The organism is Candidatus Paceibacterota bacterium (assembly GCA_035452965.1).
GTDB lineage: Bacteria > Verrucomicrobiota > Verrucomicrobiia > Limisphaerales > UBA8199 > UBA8199.
Genome location: DAOTCE010000005.1, coordinates 247,555 through 274,544 on the forward strand (window position 1 = coordinate 247,555; position 26,990 = coordinate 274,544).

17 protein-coding genes and 1 pseudogene are annotated in these 26,990 nt (G+C 61.3%); 13 read left to right on the forward strand and 5 right to left on the reverse strand.

Going from position 1 to position 26,990, the window contains the following annotated elements; genetic code table 11:
* Positions 1-55: 55 nt before the first annotated feature.
* Positions 56-820, reverse strand: a complete 765-nt coding sequence (locus P5205_07300) for a hypothetical protein (GenBank protein HSA10164.1) — start codon at positions 818-820, stop codon at positions 56-58.
* Positions 821-917: 97 nt separating this feature from the next.
* Positions 918-1,820, reverse strand: a complete 903-nt coding sequence (locus P5205_07305; GenBank protein HSA10165.1) for a D-hexose-6-phosphate mutarotase — start codon at positions 1,818-1,820, stop codon at positions 918-920.
* 247 nt (positions 1,821-2,067) lie between these two features.
* Between P5205_07305 and P5205_07310 the strand changes: the two genes are divergently transcribed.
* Positions 2,068-4,125 carry a VCBS repeat-containing protein gene (locus P5205_07310; protein HSA10166.1) on the forward strand — a complete coding sequence of 686 codons (2,058 nt, stop codon included), beginning with the start codon at positions 2,068-2,070 and terminating at the stop codon, positions 4,123-4,125.
* Positions 4,122-5,396: an MFS transporter gene (locus P5205_07315; GenBank protein ID HSA10167.1), complete on the forward strand. Its 1,275-nt coding sequence runs from the start codon at positions 4,122-4,124 to the stop codon at positions 5,394-5,396. The genes P5205_07310 and P5205_07315 overlap by 4 nt, the downstream gene beginning before the upstream one ends.
* A 108-nt stretch (positions 5,397-5,504) precedes the next feature.
* Here the strand turns inward: P5205_07315 and P5205_07320 are convergent, their stop codons facing one another.
* Both P5205_07320 and P5205_07325 read right to left on the reverse strand, forming a co-directional pair.
* The gene (locus P5205_07320) at positions 5,505-7,538 is read right to left on the reverse strand and encodes a hypothetical protein (GenBank protein ID HSA10168.1); all 2,034 of its coding nucleotides are present in this window, start codon (positions 7,536-7,538) and stop codon (positions 5,505-5,507) included.
* A gap of 20 nt (positions 7,539-7,558) precedes the next feature.
* The gene (locus P5205_07325; protein ID HSA10169.1) at positions 7,559-8,527 is read right to left on the reverse strand and encodes a trypsin-like peptidase domain-containing protein; all 969 of its coding nucleotides are present in this window, start codon (positions 8,525-8,527) and stop codon (positions 7,559-7,561) included.
* Between the two features lie 549 nt (positions 8,528-9,076).
* Here P5205_07325 and rpsB point away from each other — a divergent pair.
* From rpsB to P5205_07345, 4 genes are all read left to right on the forward strand, one after another.
* Positions 9,077-9,898 (forward strand): 30S ribosomal protein S2, encoded by an 822-nt coding sequence (gene rpsB / locus P5205_07330; GenBank protein ID HSA10170.1) that lies wholly within the window; start codon positions 9,077-9,079, stop codon positions 9,896-9,898.
* 103 nt (positions 9,899-10,001) lie between these two features.
* A complete protein-coding gene (gene tsf, locus P5205_07335) occupies positions 10,002-10,841 on the forward strand; it encodes a translation elongation factor Ts (GenBank protein HSA10171.1) in 840 nt (279 codons plus the stop codon).
* A 310-nt stretch (positions 10,842-11,151) separates the two neighbouring features.
* On the forward strand, positions 11,152-13,095 hold the full coding sequence (locus tag P5205_07340) for a putative Ig domain-containing protein (GenBank protein ID HSA10172.1): 1,944 nt from the start codon (positions 11,152-11,154) through the stop codon (positions 13,093-13,095).
* Positions 13,096-13,329: 234 nt separating this feature from the next.
* Positions 13,330-15,234 (forward strand): hypothetical protein, encoded by a 1,905-nt coding sequence (locus P5205_07345; GenBank protein ID HSA10173.1) that lies wholly within the window; start codon positions 13,330-13,332, stop codon positions 15,232-15,234.
* A gap of 42 nt (positions 15,235-15,276) precedes the next feature.
* Here the strand turns inward: P5205_07345 and P5205_07350 are convergent.
* Positions 15,277-15,933, reverse strand: a pseudogene (locus P5205_07350) (ThuA domain-containing protein).
* A 264-nt stretch (positions 15,934-16,197) separates the two neighbouring features.
* Between P5205_07350 and P5205_07355 the strand changes: the two are divergent.
* From P5205_07355 to P5205_07385, 7 genes are all read left to right on the forward strand, one after another.
* On the forward strand, positions 16,198-17,373 hold the full coding sequence (locus tag P5205_07355) for a uroporphyrinogen decarboxylase family protein (protein ID HSA10174.1): 1,176 nt from the start codon (positions 16,198-16,200) through the stop codon (positions 17,371-17,373).
* Positions 17,374-18,031: 658 nt separating this feature from the next.
* On the forward strand, positions 18,032-19,474 hold the full coding sequence (locus P5205_07360) for a sugar porter family MFS transporter (GenBank protein HSA10175.1): 1,443 nt from the start codon (positions 18,032-18,034) through the stop codon (positions 19,472-19,474).
* 64 nt (positions 19,475-19,538) lie between these two features.
* Positions 19,539-20,177: a corrinoid protein gene (locus tag P5205_07365; protein HSA10176.1), complete on the forward strand. Its 639-nt coding sequence runs from the start codon at positions 19,539-19,541 to the stop codon at positions 20,175-20,177.
* A 28-nt stretch (positions 20,178-20,205) separates the two neighbouring features.
* Positions 20,206-21,075, forward strand: a complete 870-nt coding sequence (locus P5205_07370) for a homocysteine S-methyltransferase family protein (GenBank protein ID HSA10177.1) — start codon at positions 20,206-20,208, stop codon at positions 21,073-21,075.
* A gap of 34 nt (positions 21,076-21,109) precedes the next feature.
* Positions 21,110-22,141, forward strand: coding sequence for a uroporphyrinogen decarboxylase family protein (locus P5205_07375; GenBank protein HSA10178.1), 1,032 nt, complete (start codon positions 21,110-21,112; stop codon positions 22,139-22,141).
* A gap of 192 nt (positions 22,142-22,333) precedes the next feature.
* Entirely contained in the window at positions 22,334-24,163 is a 1,830-nt protein-coding gene (locus tag P5205_07380; GenBank protein HSA10179.1) for a cell wall anchor protein, read from the forward strand.
* Between the two features lie 287 nt (positions 24,164-24,450).
* Positions 24,451-26,958, forward strand: a complete 2,508-nt coding sequence (locus P5205_07385; GenBank protein ID HSA10180.1) for a hypothetical protein — start codon at positions 24,451-24,453, stop codon at positions 26,956-26,958.
* Positions 26,959-26,990 lie beyond the last annotated feature (32 nt).

Here is a 26,990-nt window from a genome sequence, read left to right on the forward strand (position 1 = left end):
TGCCTGCGGGAGCAAAATGTGACCCGACTTGACGCCTTGAGGCCCGAGGGGGGCTTCAAAGCATGCGTAACAGGAAGGTGAAAATCGCCATGGCGCTCAAGCCGATGGCGAAATTGGTCAGGACGAGAGCCTTGTGGTGTTTAAGGATCTCGCCGAAGACCGCGTGCACGGCGAGGAAGAAGAACCCGCCGCCGACGTGGGCGACGGCAGCGTCGAGCCAGAAGGTCGAGGCGTGTCGGAGGAAGAGCCACCCGAGGATGCCACCGAGGAGCGTGGTGGATTCAACGGCGGCGACGCGGAGCAGGGTTTGAGCGCGGTTGAAGCCAGCGCCCAGCAGAAGGCTGGCCAGAGCCAGGCCCTCCGGGACTTTATGAACACAGATGGCCAGGATGAGGGAGAGATCGAGCACGCGCCCGCCATGAGCGTGGGAGGTTTCGGCCTCGTGACCGGCAGCGAGGGCGACACCGTCGGCCACGCAGTGAACAGTCAGAGCCAAGGTCATGGCGGTGGCAATCTCGCTGAAATGGTGGGTGGCGGTTTCGTCAAAGTGGCTGGCCGCGCAGGCTGGGCAGACATGGTAAACGTATTTGCTGATAATGGCGAAAAGGACGTAGCCGGACCCGGCGGCGATCAGAGTGCCCCACCAGCGCAACACCACGAGGCTCTCTGGGAGAATCGCAAAAAGGGTCACACCCAGAAGGGTGCCGGCGCCGAGGCTGATCAAGGCGCAAAGCCGATGGTGCGATGTGCCGAGCGAAGCGCCAAGCGCGCCACCGCCGACCGCTAGGGCGAAGGCGAGCGCTACGTTAGCAATGGTCATGCTTTCCATGAATGAACGGGTTAAGGCTTGAATGTCTGCGACTGCGATTCAAGCGGAAAGTCTTTTGAGCGGAGGGGGGGCTGGGCTCCGGCGGTTGCTATGTGAGCGTTTCGGTAGCCAGCTTGACGGTGAGAGTTGAAGTCGCCCCCGGGGGCAGGCTGATGCTGTTCGAAGCAACATTGCCTGCTTCGACGCAGATCATGCGCTCGAACTCCTCGTCACCGAAGTCAGGCATTTGTCGTGACTTGGCAGTCCACGGGTTCCAGACCACGGTGGAGGCGGAACCATGTTTCTCGATACGGATTATGCGGCCGAAGCGCGGGTCAAGAATTTCCACGGTGCCGGTGGCGTTCTGGTAAACACGGTCCACTTCGGAGGCGATGCGAAGGGTCTCGTTGGTCTCGGTCTGCTCCACAAAATGGGCGACCTTATCCAGGTAGTTAAGGCCATTGAGACCGCTGACCGAAATGGCGGTGATGTCACTCACTTCAAAATAGGAATGCAGACAGTTCTCAAAAGTGAATTCAGCGTCGTTGGACTGGTTGGTAATAACGAGTTGCAGCGTCAGGGACTGGCTCACCGTGACAAGGTAGTCGGCGGTGAATGGCGTAAAGTCCGAAGCCTCAGGGCAGGCAGGCAAACGGAACCGCACACTGACGCTGCCATCCGGGGCTGGGGCGACTTCTTTGAGGTCCCAGGTCTTGACGCGGGCGAAGCCGTGCTGGCCTAAGCCCTCCCGCTGTCCAAACCAGGGGAAGACCACAGGGATGCCACCCCGAATAGGTTGGCCCTCGACAAAGCGGCTGCATTGGCTGAGGAAAAGCATGGGCGGCTCATCCTTCTTCTTGAATTGGGTGACATGCGCGCCCTGGAGGTAGATTGCGGCTGAGCTCCAGGGTGTGCTGATTTCGAGCATGGGCAGCTCGCCTTGGCCGTCGAGAAACGTCACGCGTCCGAGGGCGCCTGGGGCAGCCGTTGTGCCTGATTGACTGGTTGTCATATTTTGCCTCTGACCGGGACTATACCAGAGTCGGCATCGGCAGGGCACGTAGTTTTACGCGCCGCGCCGCGCACTCAAAAAGGCGCTCGGGCATTCACTTGCCCATCCTGGTTGCCGCTGGCACACTAAGCACACATGCGTGTATGGCTTCTGGCTTGGACAGAGAGACTGGAGACCTTTCTTTTCGAAGTGTTCGTCCAAGCCCGGCGCATTGTTCCACGTTTGCTGCGCGTGGACTGAAATTCCTATGCAATGCCTGTATCTCGCTCTTAGCATCACTTGGCTGTTAGCGATCACAGTGGTTAATACCCAGGCGGCAGGATTAGAACGGCTGAAATACCACAATCCCGGTCTGGTGGTGGACTTGGGGGTCGGATTATGGGCGTGGCCGTTGCCAATGGACTTTGATGGGGACGGCGACTTTGATCTTGTCGTCAACTGCCCGGACGTACCTTACAACGGTGTGTATTTCTTCGAGAACGCTGCCAGCGGCGGCAGATTGAACAAGCTGCCCGTCTTCAAACCCAGCCGCCGCATCAGCAGGGGGTTGCAGAATGTCCAGGTCAGTTACTTGAACGGCAGCCCATGCGTTCTTTCGCCAGGCCACGAGTATCCCGACTTTCTCAAGACCGGCCTTGCGACCGGGAAGCGACTCCCGATCTCTGCAAATATCCATCCCAACAAAGTCCGCGCGAACATGTGGCGCTACGTGGATTACGACGGCGACAACGCGCTCGATCTCGTGGTGGGGATTGGGGATTGGACGGATTATGGTTGGGACAACGCCTACACGCCCGAGGGCCAATGGACCAACGGTCCCCTGCGCGGTTTTGTTTATTGCATCCGCAACCATGGCACGACGGCGAAGCCTGTTTACGACAAACCAGTGAAGATCAGAGCGGGCGACAAACCGGTCGAGACATTTGGCTGGCCCTCGCCGAACTTCGCGGACTTCGACGGCGACGGCGATCTGGACCTTTTGTGCGGTGAATTCCTCGATGGCTTCACTTACTTCGAGAACATCGGCGCGCGCACCGCGCCGAAATATGCGCCAAGCTGCCGACTGACCTTGCCCCCCGGTGCGCATAAGTCTGCCCCTCCGTTCGCCTGGTTGGCGGAGAAGGAGAGCGCTGGCCTTCCTGGTTCGCCGAGACCGCTTGCGATGGACCTGGAAATGGTCACGCCGACAGCGATAGACTGGGACAAGGACGGCGACCTTGATCTCATCGTTGGCGACGAGGATGGACGCGTTGCTTTTCTCGAGAATACTGGCAAATTCACGACTGACCATACGCCGCAATTTCTGCCGCCTGTTTACTTCCAACAGGAGGCAGACGAGTTGAAGTGTGGCGCGCTGGCGACGCCAACAGGCGTTGATTGGGACGGAGATGGCGATATTGACATCGTTAGCGGCAACACGGCGGGCTATATCCTCTTCTTCGAGAACCTCAGCGGGCCCGGGGTCGAGAAGCCTGGTTGGGCCAGGCCGGAGTATCTCCGGGCAGGTGGCAAAGTAATCCGCGTAATGGCGGGTCCGAACGGCAGCATCCAGGGGCCCGCCGAAGCGAAGTGGGGCTACACGACGTTGAGCGTGGCGGATTGGGATGGCAATACCTTGCCCGACATCCTCATGAATTCTATTTGGGGAAAAGTGGTCTGGTTCAAGAACGTCGGCACGCGCAAGGCGCCCAAACTTGCCGCCGCGCAACCGATCGAAGTCGAATGGAACGGCCCGCAGCCTTCGCTCGCTTACGGGTGGCTTCGCCCCGAGGGCAAGGCGCTCCTCACTCAGTGGCGCACGACGCCATTTGCCGTTGATTGGAATCGTGATGGCCTGACCGACCTCATCATGCTCGACCAGCAGGGCTACCTTGCGCTATTCGAGCGTGCTAAACGCGTCGGCCAACTCGTGCTGCTCCCGCCCAGGCGCGTGTTTTGCGACGAGAGGGGGGAACCGCTGTCGCTTAGCAAAGGCTCCGCGGGCAAGAGTGGCCGCCGCAAGCTCTGCATCGTGGATTGGGATGGCGATGGCAACCTCGACATCCTCTTAAGTTCCGCCAATGCGACGTTTCTCCGCCAGGCGGATGCCCGCGATGGCAAGTGGTTCTTCCAGGACATGGGGCTGCTCGCGCGGCGGAACCTCGAAGGCCACGACGTCAGCCCTACCGTAGTGGACTTCAATGGCGATGCCGTTCCGGACTTCCTCGGCGGTGCGGAAGATGGACGTTTCTATTACCTCCGCAATCCTCGCGCTGCGAGCGAGCGAGGGAGCAACTTTGAACCGGGCAGGAAGCCCGGCGCGTGAACGACGATATTCCAGCGTCTCATCCCCTCCGCTACGCGTGGTTCGTGGTCGTGTTGCTGTTTCCGGTGGCGCTCCTCAACTACCTCGACCGGCAGATGCTCGCGACAATGAGGGTTTCGATGGTCGAGGACATCCCGAGCATCGCAAACAAGGCGGACTGGGGCATGGTGCTGGCTTGCTTCAAATGGACCTATGCGGTCCTGAGCCCGTTCGGCGGCTTCATCGCTGACCGGGTCAGCCGGCGGCATGTCATTGGGGCCAGCCTGCTCGTTTGGTCGGCGGTGACTTGGTGGACAGGACACGTCGCCACGTTCCATGAACTCATGGCTGCCCGTGCGCTTATGGGCGTTAGCGAAGCCTTCTACATCCCGGCCGCGCTCGCGTTGATCGCAGATTATCACCCGGGACTCACCCGGTCACGGGCGGTGGGGGTGCATCAGACCGGCATCTACGTGGGGCAAATTCTCGGCGGGTTTGCGGGTTACGTTGCAGATTCGCCGGAGCATGGCTGGCGCTGGGCGTTCACGACGTGCGGCCTGGTGGGTGTCGTTTATGCGATGCCCCTGTTCGCGATTCTGCGCAATCCCGTGCGCCCCGCCCCTGATGCCGTGACTCAAGTGGTGAGCGGCAACGTCTTTCGCGGGCTGCTCACGAACCGCAATTTCATTCTGCTCGTGCTCTACTTCACCCTGCCTGCAATCGCGGGTTGGGTAGTGCGCGATTGGATGCCCGACATCCTGAAAGAGAAATTTGGTCTCGGTCAGGGCCGCGCAGGCGTGAGCGCGATTCTCGTTGTGCAATTCGGCGCGCTCGTCGGCGCGCTGCTCGGCGGCACGCTGGCCGATCGTTGGATGCGCACCTCGCCGCGCGGGCGAATCTTCACGAGCGCCATCGGCACACTACTGTTGCTCCCCGCGCTTTTCAGCGTCGGTTACGCTGGCACGCTTGCCGTTGCCATCCTCGGCCTCAGCATCTTTGGGCTGGGTTGGGGGTTCTTTGACTGCAACAACATGCCCATCCTGTGCCAGGTGGCTCGCTCCGAGTGGCGGGCCACCGGTTACGGCATCATGAACCTCGTCAGCATCAGTTGCGGCGGTTTCGGGGACTGGGCTTTCGGCGCGTTGCGCGATCGGCACGTCCCGCTCAACCTCATATTCGGCGTCTTTGCCGGTGTTGCCCTGCTTTCCGTCGTTATCGTGCTGCTGATCAAGGCCGAGCCAAACCAGAGCGTTCGTGAACCTGAGGGCGCCCGGCGATCGGCAGATGCTTGACCAATTTCCGCGCGCAGTCCCGAACCTGCGCGGGGGAACTGCGGGAGAGAGAATATGCGGAACCGGCGGTCCTGAAATATCTTGTCGCCGTCCTGCAACGCGTTTCCGTTACTGTGTCGGCGGAGGCAGGGGACTGCGAAGAGCAGGGGGCTGGGGGGCAAACACCTTCAACGTGAAACCATCAACGTTCGCACTGGCGGCATAAAGAGTGAATGAAAAGTAATGCGCAACTTTGTTGAACGCGGGCAGGAGGGAGAAGTCCATCCAACCGTTGAGAGTCTCTTCCGGGCCGGTTATGCCTGGCAATCCGGGGAAGAGGCTGGGGCCAATGCCGTTGGTGGAAGCCCCCGGGGCATTCCTGGCGGTTTCGAAAGCGACGCGCATGGCGTCTGCCAGGTTGTCGTAGCCGAAAAGACCGGTGCCCAAGCCGCCAACCTTCTGGGCGGCGTCGATCAGGCCGGGGGTTTCGCGCAGAGCTTTGGTCTGGGCTTGGCCGCTGCGCAGGTACTCCTCAAGGAGCGGCGTGTCAGTGGATAGCGCAACGTAACCGCCACTGGCAGCCCAGCTTAAGGTGCGCGGCGGCGTCGCGTGGGTGCGGTTGGGGGCGAAGAAGGGCAGTGGGGGCGTCGGGAGTGAGTAGATCTTCCGGCCGAGGAACTCCCGTTCCGTGAGCATGTCGCCCTGGGGGAAGATTACAAACAGGCGTCTGAGGGCGACGGCCAGTTGGTCGGGGTTCGGCGAATTCATAAGAAGCACGGAGGAGGTGGCCTGCAACTCGGCCGGTGTATTGCCGCGCGGGGCACGTTCATAGCTGATGATGTCGTTGCCTAGGTTGGCGAGCAGGGTCTTCTTCAGGTCAAAGCCGGGGTCGTCGAGTTTGGCGCGGGCGCTGGCGGTGTCGAGGATCAGGCTGAGCGCGCTGAGGGCTTGCGAGGAAAGGTCGCTAATCATCTTCTCGAGGGTCGCCCAAGCCTTTGAGCCGTCCAGGCGCCACCGGAAGAACTGCGCGACATCCGCCGGGACGAACGGCGGCGGACCGGCTTCTTTGGCTGCGCTGGCGAGGACTTGAAAGATGCCCTGGCGGTCGGCTTCCGGCACACCGAGGACGACCTGCAAGAGGGAACCCTCGTTGGAGTCCTGCAGGCTGAACGCGAGAGTCTTGCAGCCCGCCAATCCGGTAGCATGAATGAACTTCTCGCGCTTGATGGGTTCCAGCGGGTCCGCAGGCTCGGAGGGTTTGGATTCCGAGGGCGGGCGTCCGAGAGCATCCACAAAGACTTTCAGGTTCACCCAGCCGTAGAAAGGTGCATCACGGAACAGAGTTTGCCCGCTGGCTTGGTAGGCGGGTATTTCACTCAAGGTGGGAACTGAACCGCCGGTAAGCCGAATGACTACTTTCTCGACGCCTTTGGTTGAGTTGCCCGCTACCAGCAGCGTGCCCACCTGGCCGATGACCAGCTCTTTGCTGGCGGTCAGTAGGACTGTGAGCATGTCCAGCAACATATCCTCGTTGCCGGATGATTTGACCGGGGCCTGAGTGATTTGCGGTCCTGAGGTGACAGGCGCGAACACAGGTGGCCGCCAGAGGAACTTGGCCAGCGTTTTGGGGACATCGTTGCTCGTAATGGGAAAGACGGAGAACTCCAGATCGCGAATCTTCTCGGTCCTGGGGGATTTGCCGGTGGTCAGCCAATGCTTGCGAAACCCGGCGAGGTTGGTCCTGAGCAGGTCGGCCTTGTCCCGGGCATCGAGCAAGAGCAGGAAGCCGAGCGGCTGGTCGTCGCCTCCTTGCCAGGCGTTCCTGGTCACGGCGAATGTCACCTGACCCTGCGGCAGGCTGGCGCAAGAGTCCAGGCTCAAGTTGAGGTCGCGTTCAAGGGGCTTGGCAACTTCCTCACGCCAGCGCAAGAGGAACTTATCCCTGAGCGGCTTCAGGGCGGGGTCATTCCAGAGCCGGCTTTTGGGCGATCGTTGGCAGACCTGCCGGAACCTGGAGAAATCCGGCGCCGTCAACACGATGAGTGTGTCGTCGGGCAGCAGTTGTTCCGGGGCAGGAACAGCAGCGCCGGCGGGCGGGGTTAAAGTGACCAGGCAGGCGGCCAAAGCGCCGCACTGCAGCGATTTGGGCAAATCAGGAAGCACGCGCACCACGTAGGTTGGGCCTACTCCTCCACCCGCGTTTGCCTGGTGCGGCTGGGTGGTTCGAGATAGCGATAGGGATTGCTGGGATTGTCGTTGGCATAGGCGAACGCGTCGCGATGGTCGAGAAAGTACCTGACAGTCTCGACCGGGATGGCGAAGCCAAGCCCCTCGCCGGCAGTGACTTTCATGTTCGTCACGCCCATTACCTCCCCGCTCAAGTTAAACAGCGGCCCGCCACTGTTGCCGGGATTGATTTGCGCGGTGGTTTGCAGGTAGAGCAGCCCGCCCACTTCACGGGTCTTGGTGCTGAGGATGCCCTCGGTGACGGTGCGCTCCAACCCCAATGGACTGCCGATGGCGAACACCCGCTCGCCCACCGAAAGTCCATCGGAGCTGCCCAGGGGGACGTAGCGAAACTTTGGCGCGTCCTTGTCCTCCACCCGCAGCAACGCCAGGTCGGCGAATTTGTTCAAGGCGATAATACGCACTTGTTTATAAGTCTTCCGATCGAGTTGGCCCTCCTTCTGATGGTACACCTCGACGGTAATCTGGGTCTCGCCTTCGATAACATGGAAGTTGGTGATCAGGAAGCCATCCTCGTTGAGGAAGAAACCGGAGCCGAGACCGCCTGGCGTGCGCACCTGGACCACGGCTTCGCCGATTTGATTCACTAGTTCGAGCACGGTGCGGGCGGGAGTAGGCTTGGCGGGGGTGGAGTAGAATCCGGCTTTGGGATCGGCAGTATCCGTGGCGGCGGTGGCGACGGCAGACTTGGACCCGCGTTTGGAGCGGGGCACAGGCGCCGGGCTGTCGCTCCTCAATATCTTGATCACTTGATTGCGCGGGATGACCAACACGGTATAACCGATGTCCACGGCGATATGATCGGACTTCTCCGCCAGTACCTTTCCGGTGATCGCGGCTTTGTCTTTCAACTGGATGGTGTCCGCAAGGGCGCAGGACAGACCGCACGCGACAAGGGCTGACACAAACTGGCGCGGTCGTAACATAACCAGAAATTACTCAGGCAGGGCGGCGTTGACAAGCAAGCAGCCCGGCAGGGCTTGGCAAGGGGCTCGCAGCGGCCGAAGAAGGCAACAGCATGCAGGTCCCCCCACTCCAAAGCCGAATACGGCGATGGGACGGTGCCAATCCTGCTGGTATACGGTGTGGTTCCCATGGGGGTCGGCCCCCATGGGAACCACACCGGGGCATAACAGGTGTCGCAGCGTTGCCGCACCGGGGCGGCTATTCGATCCAGGAGTAGTGGACTGTGGTTCTTTAGCAGTTTGGATGGGGCATGCGAGAAAAAGAGATGAATTCACAGAAAAATAGCTATTGCCACATATCACGGGGTTGGTATCTTACGCAGCCCCTTCTCCAAGGTTGGGTGGAGAAGCACCCGGCCGAACGGGAAGGGGTGAACGGCCTTAATTGCCTGCGCCGGTCGGCGCGGGGGGCCACAACAACATTGTGATTAATCCCGTGTTCCGCGGGATGGTTCGCCCGGTGGGCGGACTTTTAACCAAAGGAAACCTGTGATTAGTATTGGAGTTAAGGAATTGTTGGATGCTGGGGTCCATTTCGGACATCAGACGCGGCGGTGGAATCCCAAGATGAAGCCGTTCATCTTTGATGCACGCAACGGGATTCACATTATTGATCTCAGCAAAACGATCAACCAACTGGAAGAGGCGTGCAACTTCCTCGGTTCCACGGTGGCCAAGGGCGGCAAGGTGCTCTTTGTGGGCACGAAGAAGCAGGCGCAACAGGCGATCAAGTTGACGGCCAAGGAAAGCGGGCAGTACTATGTGACCGAACGCTGGCTGGGAGGCACGCTGACGAATTTTGCCACCATCAAGCGCTCAATCGCGCGACTCAAGGAGATTGAGAAGATGGAGGCCGACGGCACCATTAACCAATACGTCAAACAGGAACAATCGGTGATCCGCCGGGAGGCAGCGCGGCTGGTCAAGTTCTTTGAGGGGATTCAAGCCATGGACAAGCTGCCGGGGGCGATGTTCGTGGTGGATATCAAGCGTGAGCGCAATGCGGTGGCGGAGGCGCGGCGCCTTAAGATTCCCGTCGTGGCGGTGGTGGATACCAACTGCGACCCGGACCTGGTGGATTATCCCGTTGCCGGCAACGATGATGCCATCCGCGCGGTGCGCTTGATTCTGGCAATGGTCTCCCAGACGGTCACGCAAGCGCAAGCGGAATACGAAACCAGGTACGCACGGCGCAAGACGGTCGAGAAGGTCGCGGAAGCGGTTCCGGAAGCGGGAGCAGAAGGGGCGCCAGCCAGTCCCGTTGTGGCAGCGCCGAACGCTCCGACGGCCACCACGGTTCCGCCTGCCTAGTCCGTGTTGGGAACGCGGTCCGGTCGTGGCGGCCGGGTCCGTGTTCTCCCTTTGTAAGCGAGAGCAGTCTTCAACAGTTTACTTAAGACAGAAAGCTATTTCTATGGCTGAAATCAATGCGGCCCTGGTGGCCAAGCTGCGCGGGATGACCGGCGCGGGGATGATGGAATGTAAGAAGGCCCTGACCGAGGCGAATGGCGACCTCAGCAAGGCGGTGGATATTCTGCGGAAGGCGGGAACGGTGACCGCCGGCAAGATTGCCGCGCGCGAGGCCCGGGAGGGCGTCATTACGCAGTACATAGCCCCGGGCGGCCGAGTCGGTTTGCTGGTGGAAGTGAACTGCCAGACGGATTTCGTCGCGCGCAACGAGATATTTCGCGGTTTTGCCGACGAAGTGGCCAAACGGCTCGCAGCCGATGCGAACGCAAACCTGGAAGCTGAACGCGAGGCGACAGTGGCGAAGATCCGCGAGAACATCAAGATCCCACGCCACGCGCGAATGGAAGTGGCCGGCAACGGCATGGTCGCCGCCTACATTCATACCGGTGCCAAGGTCGGTGTGCTGGTAGAAGTCGGCGCGGGCAAAGAGGAGACTGTGGCCAAGGACGATTTCAAGCAGCTTGTAAAGGACATCACGCTTCAGATTGCGGCCGGGCATCCCTATACGGTGTCACGCGAACAGGTGCCGGCAGATGTGCTCGCGAAGGAGAAAGAGATCGCGGCGGAACAGTTTAAGAACAAGCCGCCACAGGCCATTGCCAAGATCGTCGACGGCAAGCTGGAGAAGTTTTATCAATCCTACTGCTTGGTGGATCAGGGATTTGTGAAGAAGAACTCCGAAATCTCCGTCAAGGAGCACGTGGGTTCCGTCGCCAAGCAATTGGGTGACGAGATCACCATTCGCCGGTTCGTCCGGTTCCAGATTGGCGAGGCGGCAGCCTAGCCAGGAATTGAACAATTCAAGTAGCGGGCCTCCCTTCGCGCGCCCTGATTTGTTGGCTCTCTTGAGAATTCGTTATCGCGGCTAGCATAAGCCCGCGTGAACCTCAGGAGCGGGGTGCGTTTCCGATGGCAGCACCAGTTGCCATTTCGCAAAGCTGGACTCCGGTCGGCGTGCAACCTGCAGGACCATTTGGAATGAGCACCATGCAGAAATGTCCAGGGGGGCGCTGGAGATTGGCTGAAAGAACAGGCTTTACTAGGGGATGCTTAGCTGGTTAAAGTGGAGTTAAGCTCATTAGGGTGTATTGCGGATGAGTAAATTCACATTGAAATGCGCGGTCTGCCTGACTGTGCTGGTCTCTAGCCTGCACTGGCGCAGCGTCGCCGTTACATTTCAAGGCGCGCAGACCAATCAGGTGATTGACGGATTTGGGGTCAACATCAACTACCGAAGTTGGAACGGCAATGAGCTTCAGCCGGTAGTCGACGCGCTTATTGACCAGGCCGGAATGACGCACTTCCGTGTTGTTTACGAGCCCACCGACTGGGAGGCTGCCAACGATGATGCGGACCCGAATGTCTTTAATTGGTCCTATTACAACGGGATTTACAGCTCGACTGAGTTCATGCGGCTGTGGAATCTATTTGCTTACCTAAACTCCCGTGGCATCACCAATGGCGCCTTCTTCAACTTCATGGGCTGGGGGCCTGGCTGGATGACGAAACCCGATACGACCTCGGGTTCGCTGAAACCGGGGATGGAGTCAGAGTGGGCCGAGATGATCGCCTCGATGCTTGTCTATGCCCGTAACACGATGGGGCTGCAATTCAGCCTGGTCGCTCCGGATAATGAGCCGGATTTACTAACATACCCGGAGGGCATCCATATACCAACGGCGAGCCAATACGCCAACGCGCTGCACAAACTTGCGATCAGGTTGAATTCCGCCGGTATTGGTGACGTGGGATTTGTCGGCCCGGACGTCTCGGCGGGCGGCACAACCTACATGCCGGAGATGATGGCCGATCCGGTGATCATGGCAAAGCTGAAGCATTTTGGGGTGCACAGCTACAATTCGGGCGGCCAAGGCTCGTCCGGTGTGCGTTCCTACATTGCAAACTCGGCTTACGCCGATCGCACGTTTTGGCTTACGGAATTTGGCGTGATGTGCCAACCGTGTGAAGATGGAATAAGGGGTAACAACGATTGGAGCTATGCTCGTGGGACGGTGGAGTATCTGCTCGCTCACCTCTTGAATGGGGCATCTGGGAGCCAAGTGTGGGAGGGTTACGATAGCAGATACGCGCATGGCCCGGCATATAATGGTGTTAGCGGAACCAACAAGTGGAGTTATTGGGGGCTCATTGCAGTGGATAATCCCACTAATACGCCAAAGACCTATACTCCGCGCAAGCAGTTTTACACCCACGCCCAGGTAAGCAGGTGGGTGCGCCCCGGCGCCCAACGAATTAACGTGACCGGGGCGACTTCGCCCTTTTCACCATTGCTGGCGTTCAAGCATACGGCTTTGGATCAGCTGACCATTGTGGGCATCAACACCTCGGGTAGCGGTGCCACGTTGAAAGGCACGAATGCTTCATTGCTCGTTGTGCCGCACCTTGATCTTTACTACACCTCGGCCACGACGAATCTCGCCTGGGGCAGTCGTGTGCCGGTCACCAACGGCACGTTTAGCGCCACCATCCCTGCCAATTGCGTGTTCACACTGACCTATTCCAAGCCGTCGCCGGTGGTGGTGACAACCACCAACCTGCCTTCAGCGAAGGTGGGGGAGAACTACTCGTTTACTCTGAATGCCATCGGAGGAATTGCGCCATATCTGTGGGGCCTGGCCACAAATGTCTCCACGCCGGCCGGTTTGACGCTCGCTACCAATGGAGTGCTTTCGGGCGTGCCCTCCACGGCCGGACAGTTTGTCATTCCAGTGGTCGTGACCGATGCCGTCAGTGAGCAAGTCAGCCAGGAAGTGGGCCTGGGGATAGTGGAAGTGGTAGTTCTGACTCTGGACGCTCCCACGCAGACGGCTGCTGAAATTGAAAATGTGGGTTTCAGACTGACCTTCTCAGCGAACCTGCCCGGGACATATCTTATCCAGCGGGCGCCTGACTTCAGTGCCTGGGAAGAGGTTTCGGAAGTGGTGTACACGAACGGCGTGGTGCAATTGACGAATCGCATTGATGCCGGCACCAGCCGCCTGTATTACCGGGCAGCTCCTCCCAGCGCTGCCCAGTGAGAAATCCCGACGCACCGGGCTGTTGGGTAAGTTCAGGGGTTGCGGACTCGTGGTGGCAATTGCGCAAGCACCATTAGAAAAGGCGCTCCGCTCGAAGTGCGGGGATTACGTTCCCGACCTAAGCGCGCCGTGCGCAAAACGACTTGAGGTGAGAGCATTACGATTACTGCCAAGACCAAGATCAACGCAGAGCTGTTAATAGGCGCGGCCGTTCTTCTGCTGGCGACGGTAGCTGTGTATTGGCCGGCGGTTCGGGCGGGTTTCATCTGGGATGATGATGATATACTGACGGCGAATCCGCTGATCAGCTCGCCGGATGGGCTGCGCCTCATTTGGGGCGGCAGCAATTTTTACGACTATTGGCCCATGACGCTCACTTCCTTTTGGTGCGAGTGGCGGCTGTGGGGCCTCCATGCCACGGGATATCACGTTACAAATATCCTGCTGCATGCAGGGGCGGCGATCCTCCTCTGGCGCGTGCTCAGGCATTTGCGAATTCCCGCTGCTTGGCTGGCGATGCTGGTCTTCGCCATCCATCCCATCAATGTGCAGTCGGTCGCCTGGATTACCGAGCGCAAGAACACTCTGTCGCTGTTCTTCTTTGGTCTGGCATTGCTGGCTTACCTGCGCGCGGAGGTTCGGGCTGCCGATGTCCGCGGTTCGAAGTCCGACGCCAAAAGTCCTCAGCCCTCAATCCAGAACTCCCAGCGTCTCTGGTATGGGCTTTCGTTCGGCGCGTTTGTACTGGCGCTCCTGAGCAAGACTTCGGTGGTCGGGCTGCCCGTGGTTCTGCTGTTATCTGTCTGGTGGCTTCGCCGGCTGGACGGCAAGTCGCTCGCGATGCGGGACGTGTGGCGCACGGTCCCGTTCTTTGCCGTAGCGCTGGGGCTGGCGCTGGTGACGATCTGGTTTCAGTACCAACGCAGCATCAGTACCGACGTGGTCACGACCAGCGACTTCCGCGCGCGGTTGGTGAGCGCGGGCATGGCGGCGTGGTTCTACCTCGCGAGAATTGTGTTTCCCATTCATCCGACGTTCGTCTATCCGCGTTGGAACTTCTCACCTGATGTCGCGGTGAACTACCTCCCCGGAGTGGTGCTGCTGGGGCTATGGGGGAGCTGCTGGTGGTACCGAAACCGTTGGGGTCGGCCGTTCTTCTTCGCGTTGAGCTACTTCCTCGTGATGCTCTTTCCGGTGCTCGGATTCTTCAAGATTTACTTCCAGAAGTACTCCTTTGTGGCTGACCACTGGCTCTATCCGTCGATGATTGGGATTATCGCACTTATTGTCGGTAGCGGCGCGTGGGCGGTGCAAAGGCTCTCAACGGTGTCACGCGCTTTCCCGAGCGCGCGAGGGCGGACTCACTCCGGGGCCTCTGCGCGAAAACGCGGTGCCCCAGGGACAGCGCTTCCAGCTACCGCTCCCAGGACGCGGATGGCAAACGCAATTGGTGTGCTGGCGGCCGTTGCGGCAGTGGCGGTCTTGGCCCATTTAACTTGGGCGCAATGTGCGATCTACCAGGATGAGGAGACCCTTTGGCGCGCTACACTCAAGCGCAATCCGAAGTGCTGGATGGCCCATCATAACCTGGCCGGTTTGCTCGTTGCCCGGGGTCAGCAGGAGTTGTCCGACAGTGTCGGCGCGCCTGGCTTTTATGGCCCAAGCCCCGCCCTGGTCGAAAAGTTGGATGAAGCGCTGTTCCATGAAATGGCGGCGATTGCGTGGAAGCCGGACCACGCGGCAGCCGAGCACGGGGCGGGCCACATCCTCAGTTTGCTCAACAGGACGGACGAAGCCATTCCGCACTTTCGGCGGGCCATCCAACTGCAACCGGATATGGTGTCGGCGCTGGACTCGTTGGCCTTGATTCTGGCTACGCATGAGAACAGCAGCGTCCGCAATGGAGCCGAAGCCGTGCGTCTGGCCCGGAGCGCTGTCGCTTTGGCGGGCGAACAGGATCCGCGCCTTCTGGAAACCCTGGCGATTGCCAGTGCCGAGGCGGGTGATTTCCCCGCCGCCGTCCAGGCCGCGCAGAAGGCGCTGAACCTGGCGGTCGCTGCGGGTAACCGAGACCTGGCGGGGGAGCTGGCGGCGCAATTACGACTCTTCCAAGCCGGACGCACCATTCGCGGCCGCTAGCGAGAAAATTGGTCAATCCGGTCGGAGACCCGCCTGCGGGAATCCCGCCGCCTCCTGGATACCTCCCAGCAGGTGTTTGAGGAACATCGGTTCGGTAAAGCTGGCTTCAGTGTGCCCCAGCGCAGTGTACCAAATGTGGCCTTTGCCGGCCTGCTTGCACCAGGCAATCGGATGGTCCTCGCCCATTGTGCCGCCTTGATAGGTGGTTTCATCCAAGGTTGCCAGCACGCGAGCCTTGCCACGCGGGCTGGTGATGAAGTTGTACCATTCATCGGTGCGAACCCAATGCTTGGGCAACGGCGCGGTCGAAAGATGCTTCCGGTCCTCGACGTCGACAGTCGCCTGGACAATCGCCGAGTGGTTGGTGAACCGGGCGCAAAGTGCCTCGCCGTACCATGGCCAAGTGCCTTCCGTCGCCGCATCCCCGGCCACGGCGGCGTGGACCGCGGCCAGCCCGCCGCCCCGTTCGATAAAGTCCTTGAATGCCGCCTGCTGCTCCTCGTTCAGGATATCGCCGGATGTGCTGAGGAATATAACCACTTTATACCGGGCGAGATTCGTGCCGGTGAATGCGCCAGCATCCTCGGTCGCGTCCACGCGGAAACCGTGCTTGTCCCCGAGCTGTCTGATGGCGGCGATGCCATTGGTGATCGAGGCATGGCGGAACATCAGCGTCTTCGAGAACACCAGCGCGTGGAAATCGGGGCTCGGCGTCGGATCTTGTCCGGGTGCCAGGGCAACTGAAGCCAGCAACGCTATGCAGATGCCAAGCACATTCCTGGAAATTGTCATGGCCGTAGCATGGCGCGCCCCCACGGGCACTCAAGAATTTTCGCGCCTGAAGAGATTGCCTTACGGCTTGGCAGGCGGGAAACACTCTAATAGTCTCGCGGTCAGTTGCGGGACACGGCTCCGCCAGCGGAATCCGCAGAATGCGCGCCGTGTTCCAAAACACAGAAAGCCATGATTGCTCAAACCTGGACCAGCCGCCAGCGCGTGACGGCGGCGTTAAACCACAAGGAACCTGACCGTGTGCCCTACGACCTGGGAGGCACGATTCTCACCGGCATACATCATCGGGCCTATCGGCGGCTGCGGCAGCATCTCGGCCTGCCGGAAGCCGCCATCGAAATCGAGGACCCGATCCAGCAGCTCGCCCGGGTGCACGAGGATGTGAAGAAGAAGCTGCAGGTGGACGTGTGGGGCGTCAACCCTTCCAAACCGCGCGGCATCGGCGCGCTGCCCTGGAGCGAGGACGGCTACGACAAGCTGGTGGATGAATGGGGCATCGAGTGGTGGAAGCCGCAGGAAGGCGGCTTCTACTACGATATGCGGCGGCATCCGTTGGCTGAGATTGACACGCTGGAGGGCCTCGCGAAGTACCAGTTTCCCGACCCGCTCGACCCCGGCCGCTACGAAGGCATGGTCGCCCGCGCCAACGAGCTGATGAACAAGAAGCAGGTCGCCTACGTCCTCGGCCGCAACGCCCCCGGCGTCTTTGAGATTGCTCTTTGGATGCGCGGCTTCGAGAACTTCTACTGCGACATGGTTGCCAACCAGCCCTTCGCCGAGGCGCTGCTGGACATCATCATGGAAATCAAAATGAAGTATTGGGCCCGCGCGCTCGAATTACTGGGCCCGAACGTCATGATGATCTCCGAGGCCGACGACCTGGCCAGCCAGAACCGTTGCCTGGTCAGCCCGGAGCTGTACCGCAAGCTCATCAAGCCGCGGCATACCAAGCTCTTCGCCTTCATCAAGAAGCAAGCCCAGGTGCCCGTGCAGATTTTCTACCACTCCTGCGGCGCCATCACCGAGCTGCTCCCCGACCTGATTGAGTCGGGCATTGACATCCTCAACCCGGTGCAGGTGAGCGCCGCGGGCATGGACACCCGGGAGCTAAAAAGGAAGTTCGGCAAGGACCTCACCTTCTATGGCGGCGGCGTGGACACGCAGCACGTGCTGCCGCACGGCACGCCACAGCAAGTCCGCGACGAGGTCAAGCGCCGCGTAGACGACCTGGCCCCCGGCGGTGGCTTCATCTTCAACACCGTCCACAACATCCAGGCCGACGTCCCCCCCGAGAACATCGTGGCGATGTGGGAAACGGTCCGCGACTACGGCGTCTACGGACGGTAGCGGAAATCCGAAACCTACCGTCCCTTTCGCCAGAACGCTCATCCTCTCTAACGAGTAGCTGGCCGAGGACGTTGGTCACTTGAAGCAATCCTGCCTGGATTCGCAGGCAGAACATGACTACCCAGTCCCCAGAGGCAATTCGACACATCCGCCGGCCATCGGCGCCACGCTCAGGAACCAGGCAGAGAACGAAGCGATTCGACCCCACCATACCGGACAACCGGTTGAGGCCCACAAGGGAGCCTCACCGTATGCACACCGTATCCACACCGTATCCACACCGTGGATACAGCCTTGACATCGTCGTGGAGAATCAGCGTAAAACACTGTCTTTGCCTCACTTACGCGCATGAAGCGGCTAAAGATCGTTCTGGAGCCCAAATCTTCCGTAAGTGCCTAAAAATATGATAGTTCTGGAAAATAGGCTCCACTCGGCCTTGCATCATCAACAAGCGCCCATCCAGTCCAAGCGAGGCAAATCGAACAACCGACCTGCCGGCGTCACCAATGTGGTTGTGTGCCAATATGGCACGTAGTGGAGCAAAGAACAAAGGCCTCGCAAACTACCTTGCCCGCCAGATTCCGACCACCTGTTGCGTTTGGCATTCGGGGCGCAAACCCATTGACGCCCGCGCTCTTGGCTGAGAGAGTGGCGCCCATGCCAGTTGATGCCGCGCCTGCTGCCCGGCCGTCGCCGACGGTTCGCACCAACCTTTCCTACCTGATCCCCATCTGCCTGGTCGCCACGCTTGGCGGGCTGCTCTTTGGCTACGACACCGGCGTTATCTCCGGAGCCATTGAATTCCTGACGGCGCGTTTCGCGCTCGACGTGGTGATGAAGGGTTGGGCCTCCGGCTGCGTGCTGATCGGCTGCGCGACGGGCGTGCTCATCGTCGGGCCCATTTCAGATCGTTTCGGGCGCAAGAAAGCCCTGCTGCTCGCGGCGGCGCTCTTCCTGGCTTCCGCCGTCGGAACCGCGCTGCCGCGCGACATCTGGACCTTCATCCTGTTCCGTTGGCTGGGCGGCATCGGCATCGGCATCGCCTCCATGTCCACGCCCATGTATATCGCCGAGATCGCCCCGGCGCACTTGCGCGGACGCCTCGTGTCCGTGAATCAGATCGCCATCGTCGGGGGCATTCTTGTCGTCTATTTCGTCAACTACTTCATCGCCCGCTCCGGCAACCAGGCCTGGAACGAGGCGGTCGGCTGGCGCTGGATGTTCGCCAGCGGGATCCTCCCCTCGGTTGCCTTCGGCCTATTGCTGCTGGGCATTCCCGAAAGCCCGCGCTGGCTCGTTGAGATGGGCCGCGCCCCGGAAGCCGAGACAATCCTCACCAAAATCGCCGGTGCGGACTTTGCCCGGACCGAACTCGCGAGCATCCGCGAGGCACTGTCCACCGCAAGGGGCAATTGGGCCGAGCTCTTCTCGCGCGCCCTGCGGCTGCCGTTGATCGTGGGCATTCTCCTGGCCATCCTGCAGCAAGTCACGGGCATCAATGTCTTCCTTTACTTCGGCACCACTATCTTCAAGAACATGAGCGCCTCGACCGGCGTAGATGCCGGGATGCTCCAGCAAATCGTTATTGGCGGCGCCAGCGCGCTATCCACCGTGGTGGCCATCGCCACTGTGGACAAATGGGGGCGCAAACCGCTCATGTTCCTCGGCGCGACGGGCATGGGCACCAGCCTGCTGGCGATGGGCCTGATGGCCCAGAATATCGCCGACCCGTCCACTGTCAGCGGCTGGATGCTCTTCTTCATCATCATCTACGTCGTCTGCTTCGGGCTCTCGGTCGGCCCGGTGACATGGGTGATCCTATCGGAGATTTACCCCACGGCCATCCGCGGACGCGCCTTGGGCCTGGCCACCTTCTTCCTGTGGATGGCCGACTACGCCGTCACGCAGACCTTCCCGATGATGGACGCCAAAGACTCCTGGTTCGTGCAGCGCTTCAACCACGCCTTCCCGTTCTACGTCTATGCCCTCTTCTGCGTGGCGCTCATTGTCGTCCTCTGGCGCCTGGTGCCCGAAACCAAAGGCCGCTCCCTGGAGGAAATCGAGCGAAGCTGGGCCGCCAAATCCGCAATTCGCCGTTGACTCGAATTGCCGCCCCCGTTTAGTCTGCCTGCCAACGTCTGCAAATCGTATCGAAAGGACTGCTATGCCGGACCTGAAAAAACTTTATGACTCGGTGGTGAGCGGCGACGCCAAGGCCACCCAGGCAATCACCAAAGAAGCCCTGGACGCAGGGGTTGACCCGCTCACGCTGGTCAACGAACACATGGTTCCCGCCATGGACGAAGTGGGCCGCCGCTTCGAGGCCAATGAGTATTTCGTCCCCGAATTACTCATCTCCGCCCGCGCGATGAAGGCCTCCCTCGAACTCATCCGCCCGCTTCTCATCGCCCGCGGCGACAAACCGGTCGGCCGCGTCGCCATCGGCACCGTCAAAGGCGATCTGCACGACATCGGCAAGAACCTTGTCGCCTCGCTGCTCGAAGGCGGCGGCTTCGAGGTGATTGACTTGGGCGTCAACGTGCCTCCGGAGAGGTTCATTGAGACGGTCAACGAGAAGCAGGCCAATATCATCGCCATGTCCGCCCTGCTTACCACCACCATGCCGTCCATGAAGACCACCATTGACGCCCTCAAACAGGCAGGCGTGCGCGACAAGGTCAAAGTCCTCATCGGCGGCGCCCCCATCACCCAGAAATACGCCGAGGAAATCGGCGCGGACGGCTACAGCGAAAACGCCGTCGGTGCCGTGGCCCTGGCCAAGAAGGTTGTGGCGCCGGCATAAAGCGCGCGGCCTAGCCGCCTTACCGGCGATGCACCCGCTCATCCAGGAACTCGTCTCCCGCGGGCCGGTGATTACCGACGGCGCATGGGGCACCGAGTTGCAGGCGCGCGGACTCGGCGTGGGTGACTTCCCGGATATCTGGAACCTCACGCATGCCGACCGCGTCGGTGAGGTTGCGTCGGCTTACGTCGCCGCTGGCAGCCAGGTCATCCTCACCAACACCTTCGGCGCCAACCGCATCCGTCTCAGCGAACAGTCTGCGGCAGACCGCGCGGGCGAGATCAACGCCCGGGGAGTGGAGATTTCCCTCAAGGCGGCAGCCGGCAAGGCCCGCGTATTCGCCTCCCTCGGGCCGACCGGCAAGCTGCTCGCGAACGGCGATGTGACCGAGGGCGAACTGCGCGCCGCGTTCGGCGAGCAGGCGCGGGCGCTGGCGCAGGCCGGAGCCTATGCCCTGCTGGTCGAGACCATGTCGGACCTCGAGGAAGCCAGGATCGCTGTGGGCGCTGCGCGCGAAACCGGCTTGCCCGTCGTCGCCTGCATGGTGTTCGACAGCGGCAAAGACAAGGACCGCACCATGATGGGCATCACCCCGGAGCAAGCCGCCAAGGCGCTCACCGAAGCCGGCGCGGACGTTATCGGGGCCAACTGCGGCCAGGGAATCGCCGGCTTTATTACGATCTGCCAGCGCCTCCACGCCGCGACTGACCGGCCGATTTGGATGAAACCTAACGCCGGCCTCCCCATCATGGTAGCTGGCCGCGCACGCTACACTACGACACCCACGGATTTTGCCGGTTATATCCCGGCACTGATCAAAGCGGGCGCCAGCTTCCTAGGCGGCTGCTGCGGCACTCGACCCGATTTCATCGCCGCCATCCGCCACTCCTCCAGGTAGGGACGCCTCGCCGAGGCGTCCGAGTCCCACGCCTATGACAAGTCGAGAAAGAGTCCTCGCACACTTGACCGGCCAGCCCGTTGACCGCCTGCCGTGCATGCCCATCACCATGATGTTCGCCTGCGCGCAGATCGGCGCCCGCTACCGCGATTACTGCACCGACTACCGCACCCTGGTCGAAGGCCAGATCCGCACCGCCGAAGCATTTGGCTTCGACTACGTCAACACCATGTCCGACCCGGCCCGGGAGGCGGCCGATTGCGGCGCGACGGTGGAGTACTTTGACCACCAGCCCGTCGCCATTGTGGAGGACCAGGCCCTCCTGGCCGACAAAGCGAAACTCGCCTCCCTCAAAATCCCCGACCCGCTCAGCGGCGGCCGCATGCACAATGGCATCAAGGCCCTGGCGCTTTATAAAGAGCGTGTCGGCAAGGACATGATTATTGAGGGCTGGATCGAAGGCCCCATCGCCGAAGCCGCCGACCTGCGCGGCATCAATACCGTGATGCTGGACTTCTTTGACGACCCGGCCTTCGTGCGCGACTTGTTCGACTTCGTCATCGAGATGGAGCTGCGCTTCGCCGGCGAGCAGATCAAAGCCGGCGCGGATATCATCGGCGTCGGCGACGCCGCCGCCTCGCTCGTCGGCCCTGAAATCTACGACGAGTTTGTCTGGCCCTTTGAGAAGAAGCTCGTGGACGGCATCCACGCCCTGGGCGGGAAGGTGCGCCTGCACATCTGCGGCAACACCCGCCGCATTCTCGAAGGCATGGGCAGGCTCGGCTGCGACATCGTGGACCTGGACTCCCTGGCTCCGATCTCCGAAGCGCGCCAGAAGATGGGCCCGGACAGCGTCCTGCTCGGAAACCTGAATCCTGTGGCCATCTTGCGCAATGGCGACCCGGCGGGCGTCACTGCCGCCATCGCCGAATGCCACTGCCAGGCTGGCCCCCGCTTCATCGTCGGTGCCGGCTGCGAAGTCCCTCGCGACACTCCCGCCGGGAACCTCCGCGCCCTCTGCGCCTACGCCCACAGTCACCCACCTGCGAGAACGCCAGTGGTCTGACGCAAAGCAGAACACTGATCCGAACGACAAACGCAATCCCAAACCTCGAGCCGTGGAAGGTTTGCGGATTGGGTTCGTGATTAGCAAGTGACTTTAGCTACGGCAGTGGAAAAGGCTTGGTTTGTGCATCCAGATAGCGCATAAACTTGTGTGCTGGTGTAACAGGTTTAGACCTGGGTTACGCGGCATTGCATGAAAACAGTCCGGCCATTCCTTCGCAGGTTGCTCTCCATTGCGGTTTTCCTCACAGGCGTCGGCGTCGCCTGCACCGTGGCAGCGGCGGCGACCGTCAATGCCACTTGGAACTCCGCCGCCGATGTGCCGGTCACGGCCACCGGTTATACGGCCACGGGTCATACAATAAACCTCACGCTCAACTTCGCCCCCGCCACCGGCACGGACTTGATGGTCGTGAATAACACGTGGCCGGGGTTTATCAATGGGGCGTTCAACAACCTCACCAATCGGCAGGCAGTGGTATTGGGATATGGAGCCACACAGTTCAAGTTCGTGGCTAACTATTACGGCGGCACCGGCAATGACCTCGTGCTGGTCTGGACCGGCAACCGCGCGTTTGCCTGGGGCAAAAACAATATGGGCCAGCTCGGCGACAACAGCCAGACCCAGCGCCAATTGCCCGTGCCCGTGACGGCAACTGGAGTGTTGGAGGGCAAGACCCTGATCGCCTTGGCGGCGGGCGGCTCGCATAGCCTGGCGTTATGTTCCGATGGCACGGTGGCTGCCTGGGGCGACAACACCTACGGCCAGCTCGGTGATGACAGCAAGAAGAGTCGCTTTGTGCCGGTAGCCGTCAGCACGGCGGCGGGCGTTTCGGCGCTTTCGGGCAAGGTGGTGGTGGGGATATCCGCAGGCCTCGAGCACAGCCTGGCATTGTGCTCAGATGGCACGGTGGCGGCCTGGGGCCGCAACCACTACGGTCAACTCGGCGATAACACCATCTTTACGCGCCAGGTCCCAGTAGCGGTAAACACGAACTCTGGTTCGGCGCTCCACGGCCAGTCGGCTGTGATTGTCGTGGCAGGCTGGCAGCACAGCCTGGCGCTGCGCTGGAACGGCACGGTGGTCGCCTGGGGACGCAACGTGGAGGGTCAGCTCGGTGATAACACGGGTGGTCACACTGAGGCGCAGCGAAGTTCGCCGGTGGCGGTGAACACAACGCCGATCCTCTCGGTGCTGGCAAGCAAGATGGTAGTCGGTGTCGCGGCGGGCTTTAGCCACAGTCTGGCCCTGTGCTCCGACGGCACCGTGGCCGCCTGGGGGCACAACAGCTATGGCCAGCTGGGAGATTACAGCATTAGCACCCGCCTAGTGCCGGTGGCGGTGAACACCGACCCGTTCTACTCGGCACTGCACGGCAAGTTCGTGACGGCCATTGCGGCGGGAGGGTTCCAGAGCCTGGCCGCGTGTTCGGATGGCACTGTGGCTTCCTGGGGCAGAAACGTCTCGGGCGAACTCGGTGATACCACCACCACGAGCAGAATGATGCCGGTGGCGGTAAGCACCGCCGGGGGTATCTCGGCGCTGGCTGGCAAGACTGTGCTGGCCACCGCGACAGGCTATTACCACAGCTTGGCGTTCTGTTCGGACGGCACGGTTGCTGCCTGGGGCACTAACGTCAACGGCCAGCTCGGCGACAACTCCACCACCTCGCGTGTTATCCCCGTGGAGGCAGACACCGTATCCCTGGCCGACGGCGAGCGTTTCGCTGGTGTGACCAGCAGTTCAGCGGCCCACCACACGTTGGCACTGGTGGCCGCTCCGCCCGCTCCCCCGATCGCACTGACGGATGCCAGCATACTGGCCAATGGCTCATTTCAGTTAGCCTTCACCGGCGCGCCAGGGGAGCCCTTCACTGTGCTTGCTGCCACGAACCCCGCCCTGCCGCTGAACAACTGGACCGCGCTCACCGGCCTGACGGAAGTCTCCCCTGGCCAGTACCAATTCACCGATTCGCAGGCTGCCGGCATCCTCCAGCGTTTCTACCGCATGCGTTCGCCGTAGGGAGGGTTGGATGAAGCACGCAGAATGCGGAAAAGGGGATCGGAGAGCGGAGTGTTGATTGCCGATCTGGAGAGGAGGTGGTGGCGCAGGATGACCAACCCGCCGTCCGAAAATCGCGGGAGGCTACCTGTCCGAGCAGGGCGTGCAGATCAGGCGGGATGTCCTTCGACGTCATGCTTGCCATACAGCAAGGGCTTTGCGCAATAGCCTGCGCGTGTCTAACTCCCCAATGAAGCATGGAATTTTGCACTCGCAGTCTGGTGGCGGCTGGTGAAGTATTTTTGCGCATGAAGCTGAAGGCGTTGCTGGTCTGTGGCTGTAGTTGTCTGGCTGCCGGTCTGATGGCCGGGCAGACGAACTCCGCTTCGGCTGCCGGCGCGGAGTCGGGCGGCGGTTTGCTGGAACGGTTCCGAGCGGGGCCGATGGCGGGGGTGGAGGAGATCCTCTTCGCCGCGCGCAAAGTTAACGAAAGCGACGGCCATTGGTACGCCAACTTTGGCTATTACGCTTACGACCCCGAGCGCAAGGCGTGGCGTGAAGGTACCCGGCTCTATCGTTGGAACGTGGCCACGGGCCAGCTCACCACCCTGCTCGATGACCCCCGTGGCGGAGTGCGCGATCCGCAGGTGCATTACAATGGGGAGAAGGTGCTTTTCAGCTATCGCAAGGGCGGCACGGAGCATTATCTCCTCTACGAGATCAACGCCGATGGCACGGGTTTGCGCCAGCTCACGGACGGGCCCTATGACGACATCGAGCCCACTTACCTGCCCGACGGCGACATCATCTTCGTCTCCACTCGGTGCAATCGCTGGGTCAACTGCTGGCTCACCCAGGTGGCAGTTCTTTACCGCTGTGACGCCCATGGCCAGAACATCCGGTCCCTCTCCAGCAACAACGACCACGACAATACGCCATGGCCGATGCCCGACGGCCGGGTTCTTTACACGCGCTGGGAGTATGTGGATCGCAGCCAGGTCCACTACCACCATCTCTGGGTCGCCAATCCCGACGGCACCGGCCAGATGAATTGGTTTGGCAATCTTCACCCGGGCATCGTGATGATTGACGCCAAGCCGATCCCCGGTTCGCACAAGGTGGTTGCCAGCTTTTCCCCCGGCCACGGCATCATCGAACACGCGGGCGAAATCACCGTCGTGGATCCCGCCGCCGGTCCTGACGCCAGGTCTTTTGCCCGGCCGGTCAGCAAGGGCAATCGGTTTCGAGATCCGTGGGCTTTCTCGGAGAGCTGCTTCATGGCCGCGGTTGAGGCGACGCTCGTCATCTTGGACGACACTGGCGCGCAGCAGACGATCTTCAATCTGCCTCAGGCCGACCTAGATGCGGGCCTGGAATTGCACGAACCTCGCCCGCTCCAGGCTCGGCCTCGCGAACCGGTCATTCCCACTCGTTCCAGGCCGGGCGTTCCCACTGGACGGCTGGTGCTGGCGGACATCTACACGGGCCGGAACATGGCGGGCGTCCAGCGGGGTGAGATCAAGAAACTGCTCGTGCTCGAATCCCTGCCCATGCCGATTCATTACACCGGTGGCATGGAGCCGATCAGCTACGGGGGCACCTTTACGCTCGAACGCATTGTCGGCACCGTGCCGGTCGAGGCGGATGGCTCCGCGTGCTTCGAGTTGCCCGCGCTGCGCAGTTTCTTCTTCGTCGCGCTGGATGAGAACGACTTTGCGGTCAAACGCATGCAGAGCTTCCTGACCCTCCAGCCCGGCGAGACGAGCAGTTGCGTCGGCTGCCACGAGCAGCGCACCCAAACGCCTCACCACACCGCCAGCCAGCTCGCTGCGCTGCGCCGCGCGCCGAGCCGGATCGAGCCCATCGCCGATGTGCCGGACGTGATTGATTTCCCGCGCGACATTCAGCCCGTGCTTGACGCGCTCTGCGTGGGTTGCCACGGCTACGAGAAGACTCCGGCGGGTGGCCCGCGCGCCGGCAAGCTCATTCTCGCCGGTGATCACGGCCCGCTTTACAGCCACAGCTACTACATGCTGACCATCGCCCGGTTGGTCTCCGACGGCCGCAACAAACCCCGCAGCAACTACGCGCCACGCACCTTGGGCTCTTCGGCCAGCCGGCTGCTGGCCCGGCTCGACGGCACCCATCACGGCGTCCAGGCCACCCCGCGCCAAAAGAAGCTGTTGCGCCTATGGATTGACAGCGGCGCGGCCTATCCCGGCACCTACGCGGCGCTGGGCTGCGGAATGATCGGCAATTACTTGCAGAACCAGCAGATCAACACCGGCCACGATTGGCCTGCCGCACAAGCCGCGGCCGGGGTGATCGAGCAGCGTTGCGCCGCATGCCATGCGCAGCCCGCCCGGCTCCTGCCGCGCAGCCTGGGCGACGAGCGCGGGGTGTCCTTCTGGGAGCCCAGCCTGGACGACCCGCGCCTGCTCACCAGCCGCCACATCGTCTTCAACCTCTCCCGTCCGGAGCGGTCCGTCATTCTCCTGGCGCCGCTTGCCGAGTCGGCTGGGGGCTGGGGCCTTTGCCGCGACGCGGAGACGCGCAGCCCCCGGACGGTGTTTGCCGACACGGCCGATCCCGGCTACCAGGCGCTGCTGGCCCTGTGCGTCGCCGGGAAGGAAGCCCTGGCCCATGACACCGGCCGTTTCGATATGCCCGGGTTTAGGCCTCGCGCCGACTGGGTCCGCGAGATGAAGCGCTATGGCGTATTGCCTTTGGACCTCGACGCCGACGTCCGAGTTGATTGCTACGCGGCCGAGCAGAAGTACTGGGAATCGCTCTGGTACCGACCACCCGGTCTCTGAGCCGAAGCGAATCAACCCGATTTGCGCGTGTT

Bases quoted from the DNA above. Each gene is read 5' to 3' on its own strand.
- P5205_07355 (HSA10174.1), top strand. From the start codon at position 16,198: ATGATTGCTCAAACCTGGACCAGCCGCCAGCGCGTGACGGCGGCGTTA.
- P5205_07360 (HSA10175.1), top strand. From the start codon at position 18,032: ATGCCAGTTGATGCCGCGCCTGCTGCCCGGCCGTCGCCGACGGTTCGC.
- P5205_07375 (HSA10178.1), top strand. From the start codon at position 21,110: ATGACAAGTCGAGAAAGAGTCCTCGCACACTTGACCGGCCAGCCCGTT.
- P5205_07310 (HSA10166.1), top strand. From the start codon at position 2,068: ATGCAATGCCTGTATCTCGCTCTTAGCATCACTTGGCTGTTAGCGATC.
- P5205_07385 (HSA10180.1), top strand. From the start codon at position 24,451: ATGAAGCTGAAGGCGTTGCTGGTCTGTGGCTGTAGTTGTCTGGCTGCC.
- P5205_07305 (HSA10165.1), bottom strand. From the start codon at position 1,820: ATGACAACCAGTCAATCAGGCACAACGGCTGCCCCAGGCGCCCTCGGA.
- P5205_07340 (HSA10172.1), top strand. From the start codon at position 11,152: ATGAGTAAATTCACATTGAAATGCGCGGTCTGCCTGACTGTGCTGGTC.
- P5205_07365 (HSA10176.1), top strand. From the start codon at position 19,539: ATGCCGGACCTGAAAAAACTTTATGACTCGGTGGTGAGCGGCGACGCC.
- P5205_07370 (HSA10177.1), top strand. From the start codon at position 20,206: ATGCACCCGCTCATCCAGGAACTCGTCTCCCGCGGGCCGGTGATTACC.
- tsf (HSA10171.1), top strand. From the start codon at position 10,002: ATGGCTGAAATCAATGCGGCCCTGGTGGCCAAGCTGCGCGGGATGACC.
- P5205_07380 (HSA10179.1), top strand. From the start codon at position 22,334: ATGAAAACAGTCCGGCCATTCCTTCGCAGGTTGCTCTCCATTGCGGTT.
- P5205_07300 (HSA10164.1), bottom strand. From the start codon at position 820: ATGACCATTGCTAACGTAGCGCTCGCCTTCGCCCTAGCGGTCGGCGGT.